The sequence below is a fragment of the Vibrio harveyi genome (assembly GCF_030060435.1).
GTDB lineage: Bacteria > Pseudomonadota > Gammaproteobacteria > Enterobacterales > Vibrionaceae > Vibrio > Vibrio harveyi.
In genome coordinates this window covers 1,808,428-1,830,012 of record NZ_CP125876.1, presented here as the reverse complement: position 1 = coordinate 1,830,012, position 21,585 = coordinate 1,808,428, and the positions used below count along the sequence as shown (strand labels likewise).

At 45.4% G+C, this 21,585-nt stretch carries 19 protein-coding genes; 9 read left to right on the top strand and 10 right to left on the bottom strand.

Going from position 1 to position 21,585, the window contains the following annotated elements; all coding sequences use genetic code 11:
• Nucleotides 1-187 precede the first annotated feature (187 nt).
• Complete coding sequence (gcvT, locus tag QMY49_RS24725; protein WP_009696728.1) at nt 188-1,306, top strand: glycine cleavage system aminomethyltransferase GcvT; 1,119 nt, start codon at nt 188-190, stop codon at nt 1,304-1,306.
• Between the two features lie 194 nt (nt 1,307-1,500).
• On the opposite strand, the gene QMY49_RS24720 is transcribed toward gcvT, so the two are convergent.
• A complete protein-coding gene (locus tag QMY49_RS24720; protein WP_005451652.1) occupies nt 1,501-2,226 on the bottom strand; it encodes a TetR/AcrR family transcriptional regulator in 726 nt (241 codons plus the stop codon).
• 163 nt (nt 2,227-2,389) lie between these two features.
• Between QMY49_RS24720 and QMY49_RS24715 the strand changes: the two genes are divergently transcribed.
• From QMY49_RS24715 to QMY49_RS24700, 4 genes are all read left to right on the top strand, one after another.
• Nucleotides 2,390-3,463, top strand: coding sequence for an efflux RND transporter periplasmic adaptor subunit (locus QMY49_RS24715; RefSeq protein WP_283315025.1), 1,074 nt, complete (start codon nt 2,390-2,392; stop codon nt 3,461-3,463).
• Nucleotides 3,463-4,524, top strand: a complete 1,062-nt coding sequence (locus QMY49_RS24710; protein WP_009702013.1) for an efflux RND transporter periplasmic adaptor subunit — start codon at nt 3,463-3,465, stop codon at nt 4,522-4,524. Before QMY49_RS24715 ends, QMY49_RS24710 begins: the two co-directional genes overlap by 1 nt.
• Nucleotides 4,524-7,583, top strand: coding sequence for an efflux RND transporter permease subunit (locus QMY49_RS24705; protein WP_283315023.1), 3,060 nt, complete (start codon nt 4,524-4,526; stop codon nt 7,581-7,583). Before QMY49_RS24710 ends, QMY49_RS24705 begins: the two co-directional genes overlap by 1 nt.
• Nucleotides 7,584-7,822: 239 nt before the next feature.
• Nucleotides 7,823-8,539 (top strand): hypothetical protein, encoded by a 717-nt coding sequence (locus QMY49_RS24700; RefSeq protein WP_283315021.1) that lies wholly within the window; start codon nt 7,823-7,825, stop codon nt 8,537-8,539.
• A 126-nt stretch (nt 8,540-8,665) separates the two neighbouring features.
• On the opposite strand, the gene QMY49_RS24695 is transcribed toward QMY49_RS24700, so the two are convergent.
• Nucleotides 8,666-9,229, bottom strand: a complete 564-nt coding sequence (locus tag QMY49_RS24695) for a porin family protein (protein WP_283315018.1) — start codon at nt 9,227-9,229, stop codon at nt 8,666-8,668.
• Nucleotides 9,230-9,536: 307 nt separating this feature from the next.
• On the opposite strand from QMY49_RS24695, the gene QMY49_RS24690 reads away from it, so the two are divergent.
• The gene (locus QMY49_RS24690; RefSeq protein WP_283315016.1) at nt 9,537-10,364 is read left to right on the top strand and encodes a winged helix-turn-helix domain-containing protein; all 828 of its coding nucleotides are present in this window, start codon (nt 9,537-9,539) and stop codon (nt 10,362-10,364) included.
• Complete coding sequence (locus QMY49_RS24685; protein WP_017189017.1) at nt 10,355-10,849, top strand: hypothetical protein; 495 nt, start codon at nt 10,355-10,357, stop codon at nt 10,847-10,849. The genes QMY49_RS24690 and QMY49_RS24685 overlap by 10 nt, the downstream gene beginning before the upstream one ends.
• 175 nt (nt 10,850-11,024) lie before the next feature.
• On the opposite strand, the gene fruA is transcribed toward QMY49_RS24685, so the two are convergent.
• Genes fruA through fruB form a run of 3 tightly spaced genes read right to left on the bottom strand, consistent with a single transcriptional unit; the run spans nt 11,025 to nt 14,912 of the window.
• Nucleotides 11,025-12,758, bottom strand: a complete 1,734-nt coding sequence (gene fruA / locus QMY49_RS24680) for a PTS fructose transporter subunit IIBC (protein ID WP_017819581.1) — start codon at nt 12,756-12,758, stop codon at nt 11,025-11,027.
• A 19-nt stretch (nt 12,759-12,777) separates the two neighbouring features.
• Nucleotides 12,778-13,767, bottom strand: coding sequence for a 1-phosphofructokinase (pfkB, locus tag QMY49_RS24675; protein WP_038898904.1), 990 nt, complete (start codon nt 13,765-13,767; stop codon nt 12,778-12,780).
• A gap of 11 nt (nt 13,768-13,778) precedes the next feature.
• A complete protein-coding gene (gene fruB / locus QMY49_RS24670; protein WP_283315014.1) occupies nt 13,779-14,912 on the bottom strand; it encodes a fused PTS fructose transporter subunit IIA/HPr protein in 1,134 nt (377 codons plus the stop codon).
• Between the two features lie 418 nt (nt 14,913-15,330).
• Here fruB and cra point away from each other — a divergent pair, with 418 nt between their 5' ends.
• The gene (gene cra / locus QMY49_RS24665; RefSeq protein ID WP_005451680.1) at nt 15,331-16,326 is read left to right on the top strand and encodes a catabolite repressor/activator; all 996 of its coding nucleotides are present in this window, start codon (nt 15,331-15,333) and stop codon (nt 16,324-16,326) included.
• On the opposite strand, the gene QMY49_RS24660 is transcribed toward cra, so the two are convergent.
• The gene (locus QMY49_RS24660; RefSeq protein WP_283315012.1) at nt 16,316-17,269 is read right to left on the bottom strand and encodes an endonuclease/exonuclease/phosphatase family protein; all 954 of its coding nucleotides are present in this window, start codon (nt 17,267-17,269) and stop codon (nt 16,316-16,318) included. The two genes, cra and QMY49_RS24660, sit on opposite strands and share 11 nt — an antisense overlap.
• A 126-nt stretch (nt 17,270-17,395) precedes the next feature.
• On the opposite strand from QMY49_RS24660, the gene QMY49_RS24655 reads away from it, so the two are divergent.
• Nucleotides 17,396-17,932: an RNA-binding S4 domain-containing protein gene (locus QMY49_RS24655; RefSeq protein ID WP_009696717.1), complete on the top strand. Its 537-nt coding sequence runs from the start codon at nt 17,396-17,398 to the stop codon at nt 17,930-17,932.
• A 115-nt stretch (nt 17,933-18,047) separates the two neighbouring features.
• On the opposite strand, the gene QMY49_RS24650 is transcribed toward QMY49_RS24655, so the two are convergent.
• From QMY49_RS24650 to QMY49_RS24635, 4 genes are all read right to left on the bottom strand, one after another.
• Nucleotides 18,048-18,866 carry an EAL domain-containing protein gene (locus QMY49_RS24650; RefSeq protein ID WP_269986979.1) on the bottom strand — a complete coding sequence of 273 codons (819 nt, stop codon included), beginning with the start codon at nt 18,864-18,866 and terminating at the stop codon, nt 18,048-18,050.
• A 93-nt stretch (nt 18,867-18,959) separates the two neighbouring features.
• Nucleotides 18,960-19,880 (bottom strand): amino acid ABC transporter permease, encoded by a 921-nt coding sequence (locus QMY49_RS24645; protein ID WP_017189021.1) that lies wholly within the window; start codon nt 19,878-19,880, stop codon nt 18,960-18,962.
• A gap of 78 nt (nt 19,881-19,958) precedes the next feature.
• Entirely contained in the window at nt 19,959-20,777 is an 819-nt protein-coding gene (locus QMY49_RS24640) for a transporter substrate-binding domain-containing protein (RefSeq protein WP_005451692.1), read from the bottom strand.
• A gap of 9 nt (nt 20,778-20,786) precedes the next feature.
• Nucleotides 20,787-21,584 carry an amino acid ABC transporter permease gene (locus QMY49_RS24635; protein WP_283315004.1) on the bottom strand — a complete coding sequence of 266 codons (798 nt, stop codon included), beginning with the start codon at nt 21,582-21,584 and terminating at the stop codon, nt 20,787-20,789.
• Nucleotide 21,585: the final 1 nt, after the last annotated feature.

The window sequence follows — 21,585 nt, the reverse complement described above, 5'->3', positions numbered from 1 at the left end:
TCTGTTGATGATATCTCACTCAACAGAGCGCCTTTTTTGTGCGTTTTGTTGTGATTAAAATGTTAAAAGTCACACTTTTGAAAGTCGAGCGATGTCTTGTTCGTGCAAAATTGAATCAAGCGTGTTTATTATTGGAAACACATTGAATGCCGACAGCATTCTCGGGTCTATCTAAATGGAGACGAAAATGACTCAAGAACTTCTGAAAACACCACTGCATGCACTTCATGTTGAAGTAGGCGCAAAGATGGTCCCGTTCGCGGGTTACGACATGCCAGTTCAATACCCACTAGGCGTTAAGAAAGAACACTTACACACACGTGATGCAGCAGGTCTGTTCGATGTTTCTCACATGGGTCAACTTCGTTTGATTGGCGATGGTGCGGCAGCTTTCCTAGAGACGTTAGTTCCTGTTGATATCGTAGATCTAGGCGCAGGCAAGCAACGTTATGCGTTCTTCACTAATGAGCAGGGCGGTATCATGGATGACTTGATGGTCGCGAACCTTGGTGATCATCTGTTTGTGGTTGTGAACGCAGCATGTAAAGAGCAAGACATTGCACACCTTCAAGCGCATCTTCCTTCTGGCGTTGAGCTGGAAATCATCGATGATCGTGCACTGCTTGCGATTCAAGGTCCTAAAGCAGCAGAAGTACTAGCGCGTTTTGCTCCTGAAGTAGCAGAGATGCTGTTTATGGATGTTCGTAAAGTTGAACTACTCGGCGTTGAGTGCATTGTTTCTCGTAGTGGTTACACCGGCGAAGACGGTTACGAAATCTCGGTACCGGCTGACAAAGCAGAAGAGCTTGCTCGTAAGCTAACTGGCGAAGAGGAAGTCGAGTGGATCGGTCTTGGTGCTCGTGATTCACTTCGTCTTGAATGTGGTCTGTGTCTATACGGTCATGACTTAGATACAACGACGACTCCTGTTGAAGCAAGCCTACTATGGGGCATCCAAAAAGTACGCCGCGCAGATGGTGAGCGTGCGGGCGGTTTCCCTGGTGCAGACATCATTCTTAAGCAGATCGAAACAAAAGACGTTGCTCGTAAGCGTATTGGCTTGGTTGGTCAAACAAAAGCGCCTGTGCGTGAAGGTGCAGAACTGTACGATGCAGATGGCAACAAGATTGGTGTAGTAACCAGTGGTACAGCAGGTCCAAATGCTGGTAAGCCAGTTTCTATGGGTTACGTGCGCGCCGATCTTGCGGCTATCGGTACAGAGCTATTTGCAGAAGTACGCGGCAAGATGCTACCAATGACGGTAGAAAAAATGCCTTTCGTACCGCAACGCTACTACCGTGGTTAATTAAAGCTCGTCATTCCAGCGAGCCAAAGCGAGACTAGGAATCTACTTCCCACGCGCTGTATAGCTATAGTGTCGCGTTTAGGAATAAGCAACTATTAAGTAGGTTCCATTTCGTTTCCTCTTTGAAACGAAAAGCATAAGCAAAAATGCCGAGCAAATTGCTCGGCATTTTTACGTTATTCTGAAGGTGTTGATTACGCGCTTAATTCTTCAATCGGGCAACACATATCGATAACCACTTCACTCAATTTGTCTGGGTGAATCATGTCTTCTTTATTCACACTAAATTGGCTTGCCATGATGGTGTTGAACAATTCCCAGTGTCTGATCAGCATCTTGTCGCGGTTGTTTGCGTCTTCTGGCCATGTCTCTTGCATCATTGGAGCTAGGCTAATCGCGCCATGAGCAAATACCAGCATTTGCCATTTTGATTCCCACTGATCGATTTGGTATTCAGGGTATTCAACATTGTAGTCAGCAAAGAGGTCGGTAAAAATCGCTGCAAATTCGTCTTTCGATCTTAAGAAGTATTGCAGTAGCGCATCATCGCCTTGGCGAATCGCGTCAGCAATCATCTGCACTGGGTGAGGGTTAACCAGCGCGAACGCAAGCATTCTTACCATGAATAGGTAAATCTTCTGATTAGACGGGGTGTTTGCTGGCATTTCGTTAACCAGCTGCGCCATGTAACCCTGCATGAACTCGTCCATGGCATCACTTACGGCTTGCCAGATCTTCTCTTTGCTTCCGAAGTGGTGGCGAATCAAACTATGGGAGACACCAGCCTTTTCACTGATGTTTCGAAGCGAAACTCGTTCATAACCTAACTCACAGAACATATCTGCCGCGACTCTAAGAATCAGGCACTTAGTTTGCTCAGCGGCTTCAGCACTCCTACGGCCTTGCTTTCTCTCTGTCATAGTTCGAATTTTCCCGAATATTATTCAACGCGCTTATTTTTACCAGAAACCGGACGATTTGACTAATTATTTTATTATCCATGTGGAAAATATGTTGATCATTTTTTCATTATTCTTATACTGCACGGCTGTGTAGTAAATAAAAAGTCGATGGAGAAAGCCAGTGCGAAAACAATACCTAAAGCGCACATTTGTCGGAGCAGCGGTGGCATTGAGCCTCGCTACGATGCTGACAGGGTGTAACAAAGCCGTATCAGAACCGTCCGAGCCATTAATCAAACCTGTAAAATTACTTGCTGTTAATGATCTGACTGTTGCCGATTCCGATGCATTCCTTGCGCGAATAGATGCAACGTACAGAGCCCAACTTTCATTTCAGGTTGGTGGCGAAATTGAGAAGTTGATCGTCAGAATGGGCGAGGAAGTGAAGCAGGGCGATGTCCTTGCAACGCTAGACCCAAAAGATCTGCAATTGGCGCTTGATGCGTCGCAAGCACAATATTCGTTAGCGAAAACCCAATGGGAACGCTCGAAAAGCTTGTACAACAAGAAGCTGATCAGTACTGATAGCTATGACCAGCAAGAAACCCAGTACAAAGCCGCACTGGCAAACCTTGAGCAAGCAAAAACAGACTTAAGCTACACAGAGATTCATGCACCGTTAGATGGTGTGGTTTCTTACACCTACGTGAAGCCGTACCAAGTTGTCGCGGCGAAACAAGAAATTCTAAACCTTATCGACAATACCACGTTGGATGTGTCGTTCACTTTGCCCGTCACGTATGCAGAAGCGGTGTCACTGAACACATTAAAAGACGCGGAAATGTGGGTAACGATGGACAGCGAACCAAACAATCGCATTCAAGGCACATTCAAAGAGATTTCGACTCAGCCAAACGCAGACACTAACAGTTATGAGGCGATTGTGACCATTACTCGTCCGTCTGATCGTAACTTGCTGACGGGCATGACAGGTCAAGTTCATATCGCTAAGCAAAATGTTTCGGATGCTGTGATGCTGCCAAGCGCGGCGTGGGTAAGCAAAAGCGAAACTCAAGGCGAAGTTTGGGTGATGGACAGTGAAACACAACAGGTGAATAAAGTGACCTTGTCACTAAATGAAAACGGTGGTGTGGAGTCGGGTCTAGACAAGAACGATTATGTTGTCATCGCGGGTGTTGAGCGCCTAGTTGAAGGTCAAGTGGTGAAAGCTTGGGTCCGTGAGGAAGGTATTTAATGAAACGTTCACTATTTACAGTTTCTGCTGTTGCGCTTGCAGTGCTGACTGGTTGTAACAGCAACGAAGAAGCAGCTGTTGAACAACCTTTGTATGTGTCGACGGTCTCTGTCGATGTTCCAGTAAAGAGCCAGTTCCGTACCTTTAAGGGACAAGTGGTGCCTGCTGAACAAACTCCGATTGCGTTTCGTCGAGCCGGTGAGGTGCAACATGTGTTGGTGAAAGCTGGTGACACAGTCAAAGAAGGTCAGATGATCGCTAAGCTTGATGACAGTAAAGAGAAGCAAGCAGTCAATGATGCCGAGGCGCAATACACGCTTGCTATTCGTCAGCTTAAACGTGGAGAAGAGTTGCACAGCCGCCAAATGATTTCGAAAGCGGAGCTAGACGAACTAACGGCAAACAAGGAGCTGGCAGAAGCGAACTTCTATAACGCGACAAACCAGTTGAATTACACCCGTTTGTTTGCCCCGTTTGCAGGCAAAGTTTCTGACGTATTTAAAGAGCGTTTCGAGCGTGTTGCAATTGGTGAGCCGGTTCTAAACCTTTATCAAAGTGACAAAGTGTACGTTCGTATTGAGCTGTCAGATAACGTATTAGCAATGGTGAATCCAAACACTCAAAGCATGAGTTACCAACCTCAAGCAACGTTCTCTGGTGATGAAAAGCGGTATCAGTTGAACTACTTGGAGCACACCAGTGAGCCAAATGCGCAAACACAAACTTACCAAATGTACCTGACGATGCCTCAGCCTGAGCAAGAGATTTTGCCGGGTACAAGCGTAAGCGTGTCGGTTGATATGGTAGCGGCAGGCATTACGTCTATTGATGGCTACAACATCCCAATGACAGCGCTGCAAGCGGGCAGCCATGACGGTGAGTTTTTCGTTTGGAAATTAAATGGTGACGCGGTCACAAAAGTTGCCGTGACCATCAATCAAGTTAATGGTGAAGGTGCGATTGTGTCCTCGGGTGTTGCTCAAGGCGATGTATTAGTGAATTCCAGCTTACGCAAACTTCGTGAAGGTAAGCATGTGGACGTGGTGGAGAAAGTACAATAATGAGCATTGCTGAATACTCAATTAAGAACAAAGTCATCAGCTGGCTGTTTATCGTTATTCTTGCGATCGGCGGTGTAACGTCGTTCTTAGAACTTGGTCGATTAGAAGACCCGGCATTTACCATTAAGGATGCGATGGTGATTGCGACTTATCCGGGCGCGACCTCTAAAGAAGTGGAAGAAGAACTGACTTATCCGCTTGAAAAAGAGATCCGTAAGTTGCCTTATATCGATAAGATTACGTCAACGTCTTCGAGTGGTATGTCACAGATTATGGTGAGCATGAAGATGGACTACGGTCCTGATGAACTGCCGCAGATCTGGGATGAAATGCGTCGTAAGATCAACGATTTGCAACCAACTTTGCCGCAAGGTGTTCAATCTCTGCAAATCATTGATGACTTTGGCGACGTGTACGGCGTGATGTTAATGCTCACAGGTGATGACTACGATTACATCGAACTAAAGCGTTACGCGGACCAACTTACGCGTGAGCTTGAACTTATCGACGGTGTGGGCAAAGTGGACATTGCTGGTGATCAGCAAGAGATGCTTTTCGTTGAAATATCTCTTGATCGTTTAGCTGCGCTTAACCTCGACATGAACGTGATTTCTGGTTTGCTGAACCAACAGAACAATGTGGTTTCTGCTGGTGAAGTGATGGTGAACGGCGAGAGTCTAATTATTCGTCCTAGCGGCACATTAAACACCGTAGAAGCCTTGGAAAACCTGATTATTCACGGTCGTGATACAGGTAATCTGATCCGCCTAAAAGATGTTGCAACCATCAGCCGTGGTATTCAAGAAAAACCGGGCAATGTTCTATTGTTCAACGGTAAGAAAGCGATCAACATTGGTATCTCGTTTGCGTCAGGTGTGAACGTGGTAGAAGTGGGGCAACGTATTGAAGCGGAACTGGCAAGCCTTGAAACGATCAAGCCTGCTGGTATCGATATGAACTATTTCTACAACCAGTCACAAGAAGTGGATGACTCGGTAAAAGCGTTTGTTATTAGCTTGGCAGAAGCGGTTGCGATCGTAATTATTGTACTGTTGTTCACCATGGGGCTGCGTAGTGGTTTGATCATTGGTTTGGTTCTGCTGTTGACGGTATTCGGCACCTTCATATTAATGAACTACAACAATATCGAGCTGCACCGTATCTCGCTGGGGGCGCTTATCATTGCTCTCGGTATGCTAGTGGACAATGCCATTGTTGTTGTCGAAGGGATATTGGTTGGTCTTAAGAAGGGTCGTACTAAAGTTCAAGCGGCAACGGATATTGTAAAACAAACCCAGTGGCCATTACTTGGTGCTACCGTTATTGCGATCACTGCTTTCGCACCTATCGGTTTATCTCAAGACGCGACGGGTGAGTTCATGGGCTCGTTGTTCTGGCTATTGTGTTTCTCGCTATTTTTAAGCTGGATTACTGCAATTACGCTAACGCCGTTTCTAGCAGATCTTCTATTGAAAGAAGAAGACAAAGGCGCGGACGCTGAAGATGAAGACCCATACAAAGGCTGGTTGTTCGTTACATTTGGTGCGTCTTTGAAACTTGCACTTCGTTTTCGTTGGTTGACCGTTGCCGGCATGGTGGCGTTACTTGTGGGTGCGGTGGTTGCGTTTGGTAGTGTCAAGCAACAGTTCTTCCCACCTTCAAATACACCGATGTTCTACGTTGATATGTGGATGCCTGAAGGTACAGATATTCGTGAAACCATCAAGAAAGCTGAAGAAGTAGAAAGCTACATTCGTACGCAAGATGACATTGATTTTGTTTCTGCGTCGATTGGTCAAGGTTTGCAGCGTTTCGCTCTGACTTACCAGCCGGAAAAGAGTTACGAAGCTTACGCACAGTTCCAAGTTCGTACTACGGACCGTGACAACATGTTCAAGCTTCTGCACAAGCTAGACGACAATCTAGCGAAGACGTTTGATAAGCCAACGTTTCAGTTCAAGCTGATGGAGTTTGGTCCGTCGCCAGCTTCTAAGATTGAGGCACGTATTACTGGTCCAGATCCACAAGTGCTGCGTGAGCTAGCAGTACAAGTAGAAGACATTCTGCACACTGACCCAGGCGCTCGCAATATTCGTCATGATTGGCGTGAGCGTACTAAAGAGCTTGTACCGGTATTTAACGAATCAAAAGCGCGTCGCTTAGGTATTTCGAAGCAAGATCTTTCAAGTACGCTACAAATGGCGTTTGGCGGTAGCACACTAGGCTTCTTGCGCGATGGTACGCATATTCTGCCTATCATGACGCGTCTACCAGAAGCGGAGCGTGTTGACTTTGAATCGCTGCAAAACGTGAACATTTGGAGTCCATCGTTACAGACGTACATCCCAGTTGATCAAGTGATTGACGGTGTGAAATTGGATTGGGATGAGCCGTTGATTCAACGTCGTGACCGTAAACGTACTCTAACGGTACTGGCTGACCACGACGTATTGAGTGACGATACCGCGGCAAGCTTGTTTGCTCGTGTACAACCAAAAGTGATGGCGCTACACATTCCAGAGGGGTACGAAATTACTTGGGGTGGTGAATACGAGTCATCAAAAGATGCGCAAGAAGGGCTGTTTGGCTCATTGCCAATGGGTTACCTATTAATGTTCATCATTACGATGCTTCTGTTTAACTCATTAAAGAAACCACTGGTTATTTGGTTCACGGTGCCGTTGTCTATCATCGGTGTGGCGTTTGGTCTTCTGACGACAAACATGCCATTCAGCTTTACTGCTTTCCTTGGTTTGCTGAGCTTAAGCGGTATGATTCTGAAAAACGGTATCGTACTTCTAGACCAGATTAACCTTGAGCTTGAATCGGGCAAGGATCCTTACTTAGCCATTGTTGATAGTGCGATTAGCCGTGTTCGTCCAGTAAGTATGGCGGCACTGACAACGATTCTGGGTATGATTCCACTCGTGTTTGATGCCTTCTTCGGTTCAATGGCGATTACGATTATGGCAGGCCTTGGTTTTGCTACAGTGCTAACATTGATTGTCGTTCCAGTCATGTTTGCAATTCTGTTTAAGATCAAACCAACCACTGCATAAGGGACCAACCTGACTTCTGTCAGATTCCTGCCTAGCCCTGGGGATTTTCCTCAGGGCTTTTTTGATCTTGGCGTATAGGGACGAGAAATGAGTTTTGAGAAGAAAAAGAGTAGATAAAGGCGAAAAAGACAAAACGGGTGGTTTGGTGAACACTTAACGGATTTTTATGATTTTCTTGCAAGCGATTGATAAATGATGCGTATACTAACAAAACATCATGATTAAAAGAGCGAACGCAAATGATAAATCGTGGATTACACGGACTCTTCCTTCTAGGTTCACTAACGCTTATTGGCTGTTCTTCTACAGACAGTGTTTCTACAAATACCACAGCTTCTGAAGCACCTGTGGAAATCAAAAGTGTCGATGCGGCAACTATCGCGACTTGGATCGACCAAAGCATTTTGAATCCAGAAGGGCTTTCTCTAGAAAACGATAAAATTCGTTACCTAACAGGCTCTGCGGATTTAAATAGCGATGGAGTAGCGGAGCACTTTGTCTTGCTTCAAGATCGCTATTTCTGCGGCAGTGGCGGTTGTAGCGCATATATGTTCGACAACAACGGCAAGGTTCTTAACCGCATGTCAGTTACTAGAACGCCTGTTGTTTTGGCTGACAGTTACAGCAATGGTTGGCAAGACTTTATTGTGTGGAGCAACGGCGCTTATCGTCAAATGAGCTTCAATGGTAACACTTACCCAAGTAACCCGTCGTTAGAGCCAAAAATTGACCGTGATGCTAAGGTACAGACTGCGCTTGCTTATGTGATGGCAACTGAACTTTACCAGCAAGATGGTTATGACATTATGCCGGCAGAAGACCAAGAAATTTGGACGCCAGCCAATGTTTATCATTTTACGTTTAAGCATTACGGCGACCCACACAGTGTCTACCAAGCGACGGTAGACATGAACACGGGGGATGTCGATATTGAAGCGGTACCGATGCAGAAGTAGGTCGTACAAAAGTACATGATGAAAAAATAAGTATCGGTTAAACAGACCCGAACAAGAAAAGGGCGACAGCTATTAAAATTAGTGTCGCCCTTTGTGGTTTCTATGTGTTTGCTTTTTCTTTGATTATTAGAACTTGTACGTTGCGCCCGCATAGAAAGAGCCGATCTGGATGTCGGTATCTTTGCTCGAACGGGTTGAATCGACGTTGAAGTGGTCTATCTCATACGCCGCACGGAAAGTGATGTTGCTAAGCTGACGTGGTGTATATTCAAGACCAGCGCCGACGCGAAGTAATAACTCGTCTTCGTCAGGTCCTAACCCTTCCGGGATATCAACCGAGATATATCCCAAGCCTAATGTCGCAAATGGTCGCAAACCGTTGTCGAAGGTATAACCAATATTTGCCGCGACGGAGACACTGTTTACATCCAAATCTAACGGGGTGTGCTTAAGCTTAATATCACCATAATCTGTGTATTGTGCTTCAACACCAACGATACGATTGAACTGATACCCTCCGATAAGTTTAAAGGTTGTACCGTCACCATCGAGCTGTGTGAATGGGTCATCATCGCTATAGGTAGTATTACCGATACCACCTCCCAAATAAAAACCGGACACGTCTTTTGAGTCATTTGCTTGGGCTTGAATACTGCCTAGTGCTAGAAGAAGGATGACTGCTTTTTTCATTGTTATTTACCTCTGTATTACTGTCTGTCTTGTTGTGTTTAAAACAGTGTTCATTATCCGAGTGAGGCGATGAAAAAACTAAACTAAAAGTAAACAAAAACCAAATAATTTCAATCGGCTTAGACACTTACGAAATTGTGTGTTTTTTGTGTAATCAGTGGCTGTTCATCGTAATTTATTAATGATGCAATGCAGAGCTGCTGGGTGATTCAGTGCGATGGTGTGAATTGTGAACACTGAGAGATTTCTGATTTGATTTTGCAAACCTAACCTATAATTCAAGGAGTTGAGAAAATAGTGAGACTGTATGCATAGAATCTATTTCGCCAATTTAATCCTCGATCCGACGACAAGGAAATTGTCCAATTCACGAGGCAGTGATGTACCGTTAAGACCGCTCCCTTATCAAGTGTTGAACCTGTTGATTGAAAAGCAGGGGGTTCATGTCACTCGAGAGGAGTTATTTGAAACGTGTTGGGATGGTTCGGTAGTCACGGATCAAGCACTAACTAATGTCATCTCGGGCTTGAGAAAGAAGCTAGGGCAGTTGGATGCAAAAGGCGTAAAGATAAAAACCGTTAGCAAAATTGGCTATTTACTAGAAATTGATGACGACGCTAAACCCACTAAACAAAAAGTGCAGATCCCGGATTTAGAAACATTGGAACCAGAGTCCGCCGAAACGGTTAGAACTTCCGTTCAAAGACCAACTGAATCGCGAGGTAAGGCATTGAACTTGGCACCAATACTGAGCTTGCTACTTGTTTTAGCACTTGGATCAGTATTGTATTTTCGTCCTTTCGCGCCACATCCTGATTTCCTCAATAATTCTGAATATCACGACTTTTCCGTCTCTGAAACGGACTTTTATTTTTACGACCTCAAACATGATGAGCTTAATCTTTTGGCTTTGGCAACCAGTCTGAATGAGGATTCATTTCCTGTCTGTCCGGCAATTGTTTATTTACGCGTTTCCGAATCAGCTTATCAAGAAGGTGCCTACATTTTGCGTGCCTTTGCGTTTGCTAAAAATAGCAATAAGAACGTCAACTACATTAACTTCTCACTTGAGGTTGAATCGTTAAAAGAGACCATCTTGGAGAGCATGAGGAGGGCGGACGCAATATGCAAATAAACAAACTCGCCGTGCTTAATATCGGATTGACACTCGCTTTAGTTGGCGTTGTCGTACATCAAAAGTACTTTCAGTCGGATGAGATTACTGGGTCCCGCTGGGCTTGTGCGACCTATGAAGAGGACTTTATCACGAAAGGCTATCGACGATACGAGCACATCAAAGATCGCTCTGTAGTGGTGTTTAGCTCCGATAGGGATATGTATATCTTTCAAAAAGGTTCACTTCTGACTAAGACGGGTGAAAGTAAAGAATACGAAATGATTTTCAATGGGAAGTATAAGGTCGATGGACATGAGTTATCAGTGGATTATCAAAAGGTAAGCTGGAATCACCAACCGACAGAAAGTGAAGTGTTTATCCGCGACATGAACTCGTATGTTGGAACGAAAACGGACTTTATTTATAAAGTTGAAAATGACCGTTTGTTCTTTTTCAATCAAAGCGAAGCAGAGGAAAGTAACTTTGTTTGTTACCGCATTTAGTCATCCATTCGTTTTTTCATATTTAGTTATCTGACCACGCTTCTGTTCGTCTCTCTACAATAAAAAACACCTCCCAATGCCGAAGCAAAGGGAGGTGTCGAATGCCAAATCGAGGGAGGCATTGTTAATCGTTAATCAATCGTTGCCTAGGTGAGCACAAGCTGACCGTTGACGATTAAGCAGCGGCTTGTTGTTTCGCTTCTGCTTTGTTCTTTAGGAACGCGTAAGTGAAACCTGTTACCGCTGTACCTGCTGCGATTGCTACCAAGTACATCAATACCGGAGAAATTGCGTTAGGGATTAGCAGTACGAACAGACCACCGTGTGGTGCCATTAGTTTTGCACCGAACAGCATAGATAGTGCACCCGTTAGTGCGCCACCCGCCATACATGATGGGATTACACGCATTGGATCTTTCGCAGCGAATGGGATTGCACCTTCAGAGATAAAGCACAAACCAAGAACGAATGATGCTTTACCTGCTTCACGCTCGCTTTGTTCAAATTTGTTTTTCGCAATAAATGTCGCTAGACCCATACCAAGTGCTGGGACCATGCCTGCCGCCATGATTGCAGCCATAGGAGCGTAAGTTTGAGAAGCCAATAGACCTACACCGAATGCGTAAGCTGCTTTGTTTACTGGACCACCCAAGTCGAAACACATCATTGCGCCAAGGATAATACCTAGTAGTACAGCACTGTCAGAACCCATGTTGTTTAGGAAGTCTGTTAGACCGTTCATGATGCCTGATACCGGACCACCTACGATGTAAATCATAACTAGACCAGTGAACAAGGTTGCCACAAATGGGATGATCAGAATCGGTTTAAGTGCTTCCATCGATTGTGGAAGTTTCACTTTATCTGCAAGGAACTTCGCGGCATAACCAGCAATGAAACCCGCAGCGATACCACCAAGGAAACCAGCGCCAGTTGAGCTTGCAAGCATACCGCCGACAAGACCCGGAGCCAGACCTGGGCGGTCAGCAATTGAGAATGCGATGTAACCTGCAAGTACAGGAATCATCAGAGCAAAAGCGGAGCCGCCACCAATGTTCATCAGAGCAGCCGCTAATGTGCCTTCTTCTTTAAACGCTTCAATACCAAATACGAAGGATAGGGCGATGATCAAACCACCAGCAACAACCACAGGGAGCATGTGCGATACACCTGTCATTAGGTGTTTGTATGCGCCTTTCTTCTCTTCAGTCGCTGATGATGCGCTTGACGAGCCAGAATGTTGGTATACGGTTGCTTGTTCAAACGCTTTGTCCATCTCTTCTGCGGTTTTCTTCAGAGCTGGACCCGTTTTAGTGCGGTACATCTTCTTGCCGTTGAAGCGGTCTAGTGGCACTTCGATGTCGGCAGCGATGATTACCAAATCTGCGTCTGCGATTTCTTGGTCAGTGAGTTGGTTTTTCGCGCCTACTGAACCACGTGTCTCCACTTTGATTTGGTGACCGCGGCGTTTGCCTTCTTCTTCCAGTGCTTCCGCCGCCATGAAGGTATGCGCTACGCCTGTTGGACATGCCGTAATTGCAACGATTTTCTTCGTCGCTGATGCACTTTCAACTGGTGCCGCAACAGTTGTTGCTTGCGCTAAGGTTGCTGCGCTTTCTACTGCAGTTTGTAGGAAAGCAGATGCGTCTTTAGCTACGTCGCTGATATCTGATAAGTAGACTTTTTTACCTACGAAACGAGAAGTATCAACTGGAGTGTTAGCCGCAATTACGATCGCTTCTGCTTGTTCAATGTCAGCGTCTGTTAGTCGAGTTGGTTCAATCACGCTTGATTGGCATTCAATCTTCGCATTCCAACCTAACTTAGCGGCTGCTTGTTCTAGTAGACCTGCCGCAATGATGCTGTTCGCAACACCACTTGGACAAGCTGTAATGATGGCAATATTCATACTGATAACCTTCTGTTCCTTAGTTTTTGTCTAAGTTAGTATTAGGGTAAAGCTCGGTTACTTGTGTTTGGAGCTTGATGTTCTCCAGTTCTTCCTGACTGGTTAAGCCAACGCCAACTTGGCTAACTGCAAGAGCAGAAAGCGCGGTAGCGAAGCGGAGTAAGTCGTTTTTCGGCATCACTTGCATGTGACCCCAGCACAAGCCCGCCACAAGCGTATCGCCTGCACCAACTGTGCTTACAACATTCATTCTTGGTGGTTGTGCGCGTAGCCATTCACCTTGGTTAAGCCACATCACACCGTCAGCGCCCATTGACACAACAATGTTCTCAATGCCTTTATCGCTAAGTGTTTGCGCCGCGGTTTGGCATTGCTCTGGTGTGGCTAGATGTTCGCCAACAAAATCACTGAGTTCTTCATCGTTTGGCTTGATCAACCAAGGATGCGCTTCGATACCTGCACGTAATGCGGCTTTACTGCTATCAAAAAGCACTTTCTTACCTTGTTGGTGCAGCGCTTCAATCCACGTTGCACATTGCTCTGCGCTTACGCCGCCAGGTAGGCTGCCGGCAAGAACAAAGTAATCGTGTGTTTCTGCAAGGCGGAATAGGGTTTGTTCAAAGCGAGCGATTTCTTCTGGCGTGACTTGCACACCAGGGAAGTTGATATCGCTGACTTGACCATCTGCCTCAACCAGTTTTACGTTGATGCGCGTTGCGCCTTCGACTTCAACAAACTCGTTGTGAACCTTGATGTCGTCGAAAAGCTGGTGGAATAGTTCCGGATTGTCTTTGCCTAGAAAGCCAGTCACTGTCACGTCCGCACCTAAGTCACTCAGAACTTTGGCGACATTTACGCCTTTACCAGCAGCATGCAGGTTGCTCTTTTCTACTAGGCTGACCGATCCCACTTTTAGTGAATCCAGTGAACCCGTTAGGTCAAGGGCAGGGTTAAGCGTAATGGTCACGACTTTGTTTGTTGCTTTTGTCGATGAAATTGTTGCTGTCATGAATCCGTCCCTTAACCTTCACCAAGACCAGAAGCGATTGCTTTACCGATGGATTCGAGAGCTTGTGCTGCGTCTGGACCTTCAGCAGAGAATTGAAGCTGGTGACCGTGTTTTACACCAAGCGCAATAACTTTCATTAGGCTCTTTGCGTTTACTGGTTTAGCGTCGCCATCTAAGTTAGCAACACGGATGGTTGATTCGAATTTCTTCGCTTCCGCGACCAGCATTGCGCCCGGACGAGCGTGCAAACCGTGCGCGTTCTTAATCTTGAACACTGCAGTGTTGCCATCTTCAGATGCTTCGCTTGCTACTTCTTCGCCTTTGAATAACGCTAGAACTTGTTCTGCAGAAGCATCAAGTAACTTGTTGTGTTCGTTGTTAAACACAAGCTTTGAAATTGTGCTTAGGATCGATTGGTGCGCGTTATTGCAAGCAGCAAACGCAACTAGAGCACGAACTTTCTCGCCTGCAAACTCACAGTCATTCGCTGTTGATACAAAAGAAACACCAGTGCGAGTTACTTGCTTATCGCTACCGACTAGCCACAGACCTTGACCAAGGTGCGTCGGTGTTTTCGTCACAAGATCCGCAACGAATTCTGCACCAGCACAACCTGTATTCTTAAGTAGACCACCCGCAACCGCGCTCATTTGAACCATGTCGCTTGCAGGGAAGAGAAGTTGAATTAGAGAGGCATCGAAATCTGCTTCTAGCTGAACGTCACCATGAAGTAGGGCAATGATGTCATCTTCGCTTTTCGCATTGCGTAAGCGCTCTTCAACACCGTCTGCGCCCAATACTTTTGTTAGCTGCTTTAGGATGCCCAAGTGCTCATCTGATTTTGCCGCGATACCAATAGCGACGAAAACCTTATTGCCGTCACCCCATTCAACACCTTGTGGGAAGTGGTGAACCGCAACACCCGTGGTTTTAACCATTGAGCGTGTGTCTGTGGTGCCGTGAGGAATCGCGATGCCGTTACCCAAGAATGTTGAGTTTTGGTTTTCACGGTTTAGCATGCCCTCTACATAGCTTTGTTCTACCAGACCTTTGTCTGTCAGGCTTTGAGCGATGTTTTTAATCGCTTCAAACTTATCTGTAGCGGATTGAGATAGGGTAATGTCGTTCTTACTTAGCTTAAGCATGGTGCTTCTCCAGCCTTAAGGTATCTATTTCTAATTCATCTTGGCTACGCGGCTCGTTCTTCGATGCGTAACCTTGTTTATCTATTCTTTGCTGAACTGCTGTTCCTGTTAACCAGCGTTATTTGCTACGAAACTGCTTAGCTTTAACAATGAACTGAATCGATTCAGCAGTTGGTTAAATTTTTAAAACACTCAGCGAAACTGTTTTTAAAATCAAAACTTAATCATCAAGTGATTGATTGCCTCTAAAGCCTAGCAAAGCAAACCTCACTTGCTGTTTTTTGGTGATTCTCGTCAATTTTTAAGTTTTGCTGAATCCTTTCAGCTTTTATACTGAATCGGTTCAGCATATAATTCAACTTATCGAAGGATCGTTGATGTATTAATATGATCCTGCGCACAGAATAGGGCTTAGAATATGACACTGGATGAAATAGCGAAATTAGCTGGGGTTTCAAAGACGACAGCAAGCTATGTGATTAACGGGAAAGCGCAGAAGTACCGCATTAGCGAAAAGACTCAAAAGAAAGTCATGGCGGTGGTAGAGCAGCACAATTACAAACCGGATCACGCGGCTTCTTCTTTACGTGCGGGAAACTCGCGTTCGTTCGGTTTGATCATTCCAGACCTAGAGAACACCAGTTACGCACGTTTAGCAAAACTGATTGAGCAAAACTCTCGTAAAGCAGGTTACCAAATCCTGATTGGTTGCTCGGATGATAATCCGCAAACGGAAGAGAAAGTGGCTGAGGCATTGGTTAGCCGTCGTATTGACGCATTGTTTGTCGCAAGTAGCATGCCGGCTGCCAGTGAGTATTACTTAAAGCTGCAAAACTCGGGCACGCCAGTTATTGCACTTGACCGTCCAATGGATGATGAGCATTTTTGCTGTGTGATCAGTGAAGATTTTGACGCGGCATTTGAGTTGACTGAGTCGGTTTTGTCCTCTGAAATCAAATCGATTGGGCTTATTGGCGCTTTAGCAGAACTTCAAGTTTCTAAAGAGCGTGAATTGGGTTTTCGTTCTGCTTGTCAACAAGAAAGCAAAGATGTGCTGGTGGGATATGGTCAGCATTTCTCGCGAGAAGAAGGCAAGAAAGTGTTAGAAAGCTGGATTGCAAATGACGAATTACCTGATGCGTTAGTGACTATGTCATACACCTTACTCGAAGGGGTGTTAGACGTTATGTTAGAAAAGCCGGAGCTGATGGCGAAAGTGCGTTTAGCAACCTTTGGTGATAACCGCTTATTAGACTTTTTGCCAATCAAAATCAATTCGTTACCGCAGCAGTTTGAACTCATTGCCGACAGTGCGATGGAGTTGGCGCTTAATGCGTCTGCAAAACGCTACAAGGCTGGGGTTGAGTTGATTCCACGTAAGATTGTGAAACGCCACATCGACGCTAAAGCTTAATTTCTACCGTCAGCGCCACAAACGCGTGGTCGCTGGCGTTTTTATCTCGCTCAAAAGACGGGTTAATTAAGTGCGCATCCAGCACTTCATATCTCGTCACTTCCGCTATCGATATGTCTGCATGAGCATCGAATTCCTGCGATAGCAAGATGTAGTCCAACACATTTCCTTTTGCGAAGTGGTAATGCGTTGCTGGGCGTGGCTCCAGAGTAGGCGCTACTTGCAATTCCCATCCGTCATTTAGTTGCAAATCAGTGACGCTGTCACCGTAATGTTCAATCAAAACCTTGTTAACGCTTGTGGATGTGATGGCTTGGTTCATGTCTCCCATTAACACGGTGGGCATTGAGTCGCGTGCATACTGCTTTTGCATTGCGTCGCGTAGCATGGCTGCTTCCCAACCGCGTTGTTGTGTTGATAGCCAGCGCGCAATTGGTTTGCTTGCATCTGCAGGTGTCTCTGAATCAGCCGGTCTTTGTGATTTTAAATGCGTAACATAAATTGCAATATGCCCAATGATAGGGTGAACGATGATTGCTCGAATTGGTTTTCGGCTGAAAGGGGGTGCAGAGAAATCACCGAAGGCGTTGAGCGTTTCTTTATCGAAAGTGACGGCTTTATAACTTTCAATTGGGAAGCGGGACGCGATTGCCACTACAGGATGAGAGTAGATGTAGTCACCCTCAATATGCGGCGTATCGACACTGGCAAAGTACTGGTATCCCATTGTAGTAAAGAAGGCTTTGGTTTCTTCAATACTGAACACTTCTTGTAAGCCGATGACATCTGGGGCGAGTTGCTCGAGCTGTGATTTTGTCCAAGTGAGTTTGTCCTGCCAGTCGTCGAGGGAGTAAATGTTCTCAAAGTCATAATACGCGCCAGGTGGAGCAACAAAGTTGAACAGATTGGCGGTGGCAAAGGTAATGCAGTTCTTATTAGACAAAATATTGCTCGTTCAAGGAGTTATTGGGTGAGTATATACCCAATTGGACAAGTTGAGTGAAGATCACGTTTCTATTTGTACGCATTCCGTTTAAACTCCGTTCATCAAGAAAAATGAGTAACGAACATGACCCAAGATTACGAACACGAAGAGTATTTAGAAGGCGAAGAGATTGAGATCGAAGCGATCGGTATCGACGTCGACGCGCACCCAATTGAGCTGTACAAGCTTTTCAAAATCGCAAACTTGGTGAGTGGCGGTGGTGAAGCAAAACACATCATCGAAGAAGGTTATGTTGCGGTAAATGGTGAGCTAGAAACGCGCAAACGTCGCAAGATGTACGACGGCGATTTCTTCGAGTTCAACCAAGAATACTATGTCGTTGTGTGCGATGCGCCAGTAACTGAGCCAGAAACTGCGGAGCAAAAAGCAGAGAAGAAGGCGAAGAAGGACGCACAAAACGCGCGTAAAGAAAAATCTCGTTCGAATAAGAATGAGAAAAAAGCTAAAGGTCCTCAATCGACGGGTCGTAAAGCGGCGCACAAAGAGCGTAAGGCACAGAAAGAAGCATTGTCTCAATCTGCCAAGAAAGGTAAGAAAGAAGACAAGCCTCAAGTGAGTCGCGATCCAAAGAGTGGGCGTAACTCTATCGACTTCTTCTAAGTGATTTACCTATAACACGGATAATTTCACAAGCGCCGCTTCGGTTATTGACCAAGGCGGCGCTTTTGTATTTTGCGGTTGTGGATTTGACTGATAAGAATTTGGGGCTGATTGGTTAGTGTAAAACTTCGCTGTTTTGCGCGTGTTTGGTCCAGTGGTTAATCGAGTTTGGCTTAGCTAGGTAAAAGCCTTGGTAGTAATCAAGATTAAGCGCTTGCATAGCGGAGAGCTGCATGTTTTCCTCAACCCCTTCAATAACAACTTTCGCATTCATCTCTTCAGCCAGTTCAACTGCATTGGCAATCGCAAGCGTATCGCCAGAGCAGTAATCAAGAAGGTAAGAACGGTCTATCTTGATAATGTCGGGACAAAGTTGCTTAACGCGTGACATATCGGAATGGTGGGAACCAAAGTCATCAATGGCGAAAAGAAAGCCATTAGCTCGCATTAGTTGTACCGCTTGGATCAGTAATTCAGTATCACCACACGACTCTTCAACCACCTCAAAGACCACATCAGAAGGTTCCATACCTAGCTCATGCAACCGCTTATACAGCAAACCGTTATCTTTAAAACCCATGTCTTTGGTCAGTGTTAATAAGGTTTGCGGCATGACGTTTAGAAATAGTTTTATCGGCGAACCTGCGAAATGACGTGCAAAGTTTCGGATATGAATTGCCCGAGATAGAAACTCCATACAAAGTCGGAAGTAGGTATCTATGCTGGCATCGGTAAAGAAAAGATCTGGACGAATGTTGGCTCCGTCTGCGCCTCGAATGCGCAATAGGGCTTCCATACCGATCATGTTTTGGTGTTTATCGAAGATTGGTTGATAAACACTATGGAAAGTATATTGATTGAGCACGACGTAATATTCGCCAAGGCTGTCCTGCCTTATGTATTGCTCGTAATCGGACTGCTTCTTTAACTCCATGAAAAACGCCAAAAAAATAGCATGAGAGCGAATGTAACAGGATGGAATTCGGATTTGAAGCGCTAGGCTGTCTTAATTTTGAAGCCCTTTGAGTTAATTTGAAATAGATTCCGATTTTTTCTCGATGTATCTAAAAAACATTGATAGACCGAAACAAATCAGAAAGTAAACCAAGCCCACAATTAGCCAAATTTCAAAAATGTAACCGGAAGAGTTTGCCATCTCGGTACCAACAAAGGTCATTTCTTGAATCGAAATCAGTGAGACAATAGATGTGTCTTTGACTAAGGAGATAGTTTGGCCTGCCAATGCGGGCGTAATAGCTTTGAGCACTTGTGGGGCAATGATAAAGCGATATTTGACCCAACGAGATAAACCGAGAGAATCTGCGGCTTCCCACTGTCCTTTATCGACACTTTGTAAACCAGCACGAACCACCTCAGCAATGTAAGCGGAAGAGAGCAAGCCTACGCAGAGAACTCCTGACGCTAGGTTCTCCCACAAATTCGCCGGACCAAAGAAGAAGCTTTGTAGTGCATTGGGTTCGCCGCGATAGTTGCGAAGTAGATCTTCTAACCCAAGTAACGGGATTAATTGGTTTGAAATAAAAAAGTAGAAAATAAAGACGAATACCAATGGTGGAATATTTCTCACCAACTGAATAAACGCGTTGGCAGGTGTGCGAAACCAAGCCGATTCCGAGAAGCGGGCTAAGCCAAGTAGGGTGCCTAATATAAGTGCGAAGCTAATGCCCCATAAACTCAGGCGTAACGTTGAAATCAAGCCTTGAAAAAAATATGGCAGCCCACCATCAGCACGCGGAGTAAACAACAAATCAATGGCTTCTTTCCAATGCCAGATGTAGTTCACCCCTACGGTGGAGCGGTGGTAAAGCCAAACCCCAACTAACGCGCAGATGGCAAGCAACACCCAATCAAGTAGGTTAAAACGGTTTAAGAAAAAGCCTGACTTTGTTTTGGTTGGTGCAACACGAGTGGTGGTTTGTCCGCTCAAGGTTTGACTCCGATAGTAAAGAGAGGACCGACCCTTCATTCGAGTCGGTCTGTGTATTTGATGTATTAGTTTTTACGTTTATTGACCGTGTGCCACTTGGTCTTGCCAATCCAGTGTTGAGAACCAGTATTCGTAGCGCTCATCTAACCAACCGTCTTGGGTACGTGCTTCTATCCATTTGTTGAAGAAGGCTTTTTTGTCTTCTTCACCTAAGCGAACGGCAAAGGCTTCGTTACCTTTGGATAGACGCTCAGTAAATGGAATGAACAACTTATCCGCGTGTTTGATCGCTTCATGCTCAGGTTTAGGGCTCGATGCAATCACCGCATGTGCATTGCCGTTTAGTACTTCTTGGAATGCTTGCGCGTCATCATCAAATTGAAGGATTTTTGCTTTCGGGAATGTTTCACGCGCGACTTGAACGGTAAAAGCACCACGACGAGCTGCAATTTTCACTCGGCGAGAATCAAAGTCAGAAAACTCGCTAAAGCCTGCTGCCAGTTCTTTGTTCGCTGCAACTTGAACACCCGAGTGTGAGTAAGGTTCAGTGAACAGTACGCTCTTAGAACGTTCTGGAGTAATCGACATACCGCCAATGATAACGTCAAATTTCTTGGCTAGTAGAGCAGGGATGATACCGTCCCATGCTGTTGGTACGAACTCAACCTTCAGACCAGAATCTGCGGCTAGGCGTTTAGCGACATCAATTTCAAAGCCAATCAGTTCGCCTTGTTTATTTCGCATTGCCCAAGGTACGAATGTCGACATACCAACGCGAAGTGTGCCTCGTTCCTTGATTTGATCTACGTTTGGTGTTGCTGCTTGCTCATTGGCTAACGAAGGTAGAGCAATCGCAAGCCCCAATAATGCAGTAATGGTCGCTTTGAATAACTTCATGTTATCTCCTTATAATTTGCGCCAACTGGCTCCTAGTTTGTGTTCTAGCCAAGCGGATAAGCCAGAAAGTGATAATGTGAGAGCAAGGTAGATTGCTGCCACAGTAAACCAAATTTCAAATGGCATCGCCGTTTCCGATACGATGTTTCTTGCCTCGGTCGTTAAGTCGAATATTGCCATAACACTCACAATCGAAGAGTTTTTAATCAATGACACGACTTCGTTCGTCAATGGCGGCAGGGTGCGCTGAAGCACCTGCGGTAGGATCACGTCTTTGTATGCAAAGAAAGGTGATAAACCTAAGGTCTTCGCTGCTTCAAATTGACCTTTTGGAATGCTATTTAAGCCTGCTCGGAAGATCTCGGCCGTATATGCACCTTGGAAAAGCGACAACGCCAACACCGCAGTGCTGAATCGATCTAAACCAATGACTGGTCCAAACACAAAGTAGAGCAGGTAAATTTGTACCAACAACGGCGTATTACGAATCAGTTCCACATAAGCTGTGCCAATCGCGTTGCCTACTTTGGAATTGCTCAAACGAAATAAAGCGGTGATTAAACCAATGACCAAAGTGAAGAATAGACTAATGGCAGAGATTTTTAAGGTAACGATGAGACCATCGACCAATTCTGCTGGCCACCATTCACCATCTTCGTAGAAGGCAATGTAGTCGGGCACGCGCTCCCATTGCCATTGGTAGCCCATGGCTTGAGCTCCTGAATCGAGCACCCAAATAATCGCAATCAAAAGAATCGCGATTTGTAATATGGCTTGTAAGACCGGTTTAAGGATTCGAACAACCATA

Coding starts and splice junctions, on each gene's coding strand:
- QMY49_RS24635 (WP_283315004.1), bottom strand. CDS start 21,584: ATGGTTGTTCGAATCCTTAAACCGGTCTTACAAGCCATATTACAAATC.
- cra (WP_005451680.1), top strand. CDS start 15,331: ATGACACTGGATGAAATAGCGAAATTAGCTGGGGTTTCAAAGACGACA.
- gcvT (WP_009696728.1), top strand. CDS start 188: ATGACTCAAGAACTTCTGAAAACACCACTGCATGCACTTCATGTTGAA.
- QMY49_RS24710 (WP_009702013.1), top strand. CDS start 3,463: ATGAAACGTTCACTATTTACAGTTTCTGCTGTTGCGCTTGCAGTGCTG.
- pfkB (WP_038898904.1), bottom strand. CDS start 13,767: ATGACAGCAACAATTTCATCGACAAAAGCAACAAACAAAGTCGTGACC.
- QMY49_RS24700 (WP_283315021.1), top strand. CDS start 7,823: ATGATAAATCGTGGATTACACGGACTCTTCCTTCTAGGTTCACTAACG.
- QMY49_RS24650 (WP_269986979.1), bottom strand. CDS start 18,866: ATGGAGTTAAAGAAGCAGTCCGATTACGAGCAATACATAAGGCAGGAC.
- QMY49_RS24685 (WP_017189017.1), top strand. CDS start 10,355: ATGCAAATAAACAAACTCGCCGTGCTTAATATCGGATTGACACTCGCT.
- QMY49_RS24655 (WP_009696717.1), top strand. CDS start 17,396: ATGACCCAAGATTACGAACACGAAGAGTATTTAGAAGGCGAAGAGATT.
- QMY49_RS24705 (WP_283315023.1), top strand. CDS start 4,524: ATGAGCATTGCTGAATACTCAATTAAGAACAAAGTCATCAGCTGGCTG.
- QMY49_RS24690 (WP_283315016.1), top strand. CDS start 9,537: ATGCATAGAATCTATTTCGCCAATTTAATCCTCGATCCGACGACAAGG.
- QMY49_RS24695 (WP_283315018.1), bottom strand. CDS start 9,229: ATGAAAAAAGCAGTCATCCTTCTTCTAGCACTAGGCAGTATTCAAGCC.
- QMY49_RS24640 (WP_005451692.1), bottom strand. CDS start 20,777: ATGAAGTTATTCAAAGCGACCATTACTGCATTATTGGGGCTTGCGATT.
- fruA (WP_017819581.1), bottom strand. CDS start 12,758: ATGAATATTGCCATCATTACAGCTTGTCCAAGTGGTGTTGCGAACAGC.
- fruB (WP_283315014.1), bottom strand. CDS start 14,912: ATGCTTAAGCTAAGTAAGAACGACATTACCCTATCTCAATCCGCTACA.
- QMY49_RS24720 (WP_005451652.1), bottom strand. CDS start 2,226: ATGACAGAGAGAAAGCAAGGCCGTAGGAGTGCTGAAGCCGCTGAGCAA.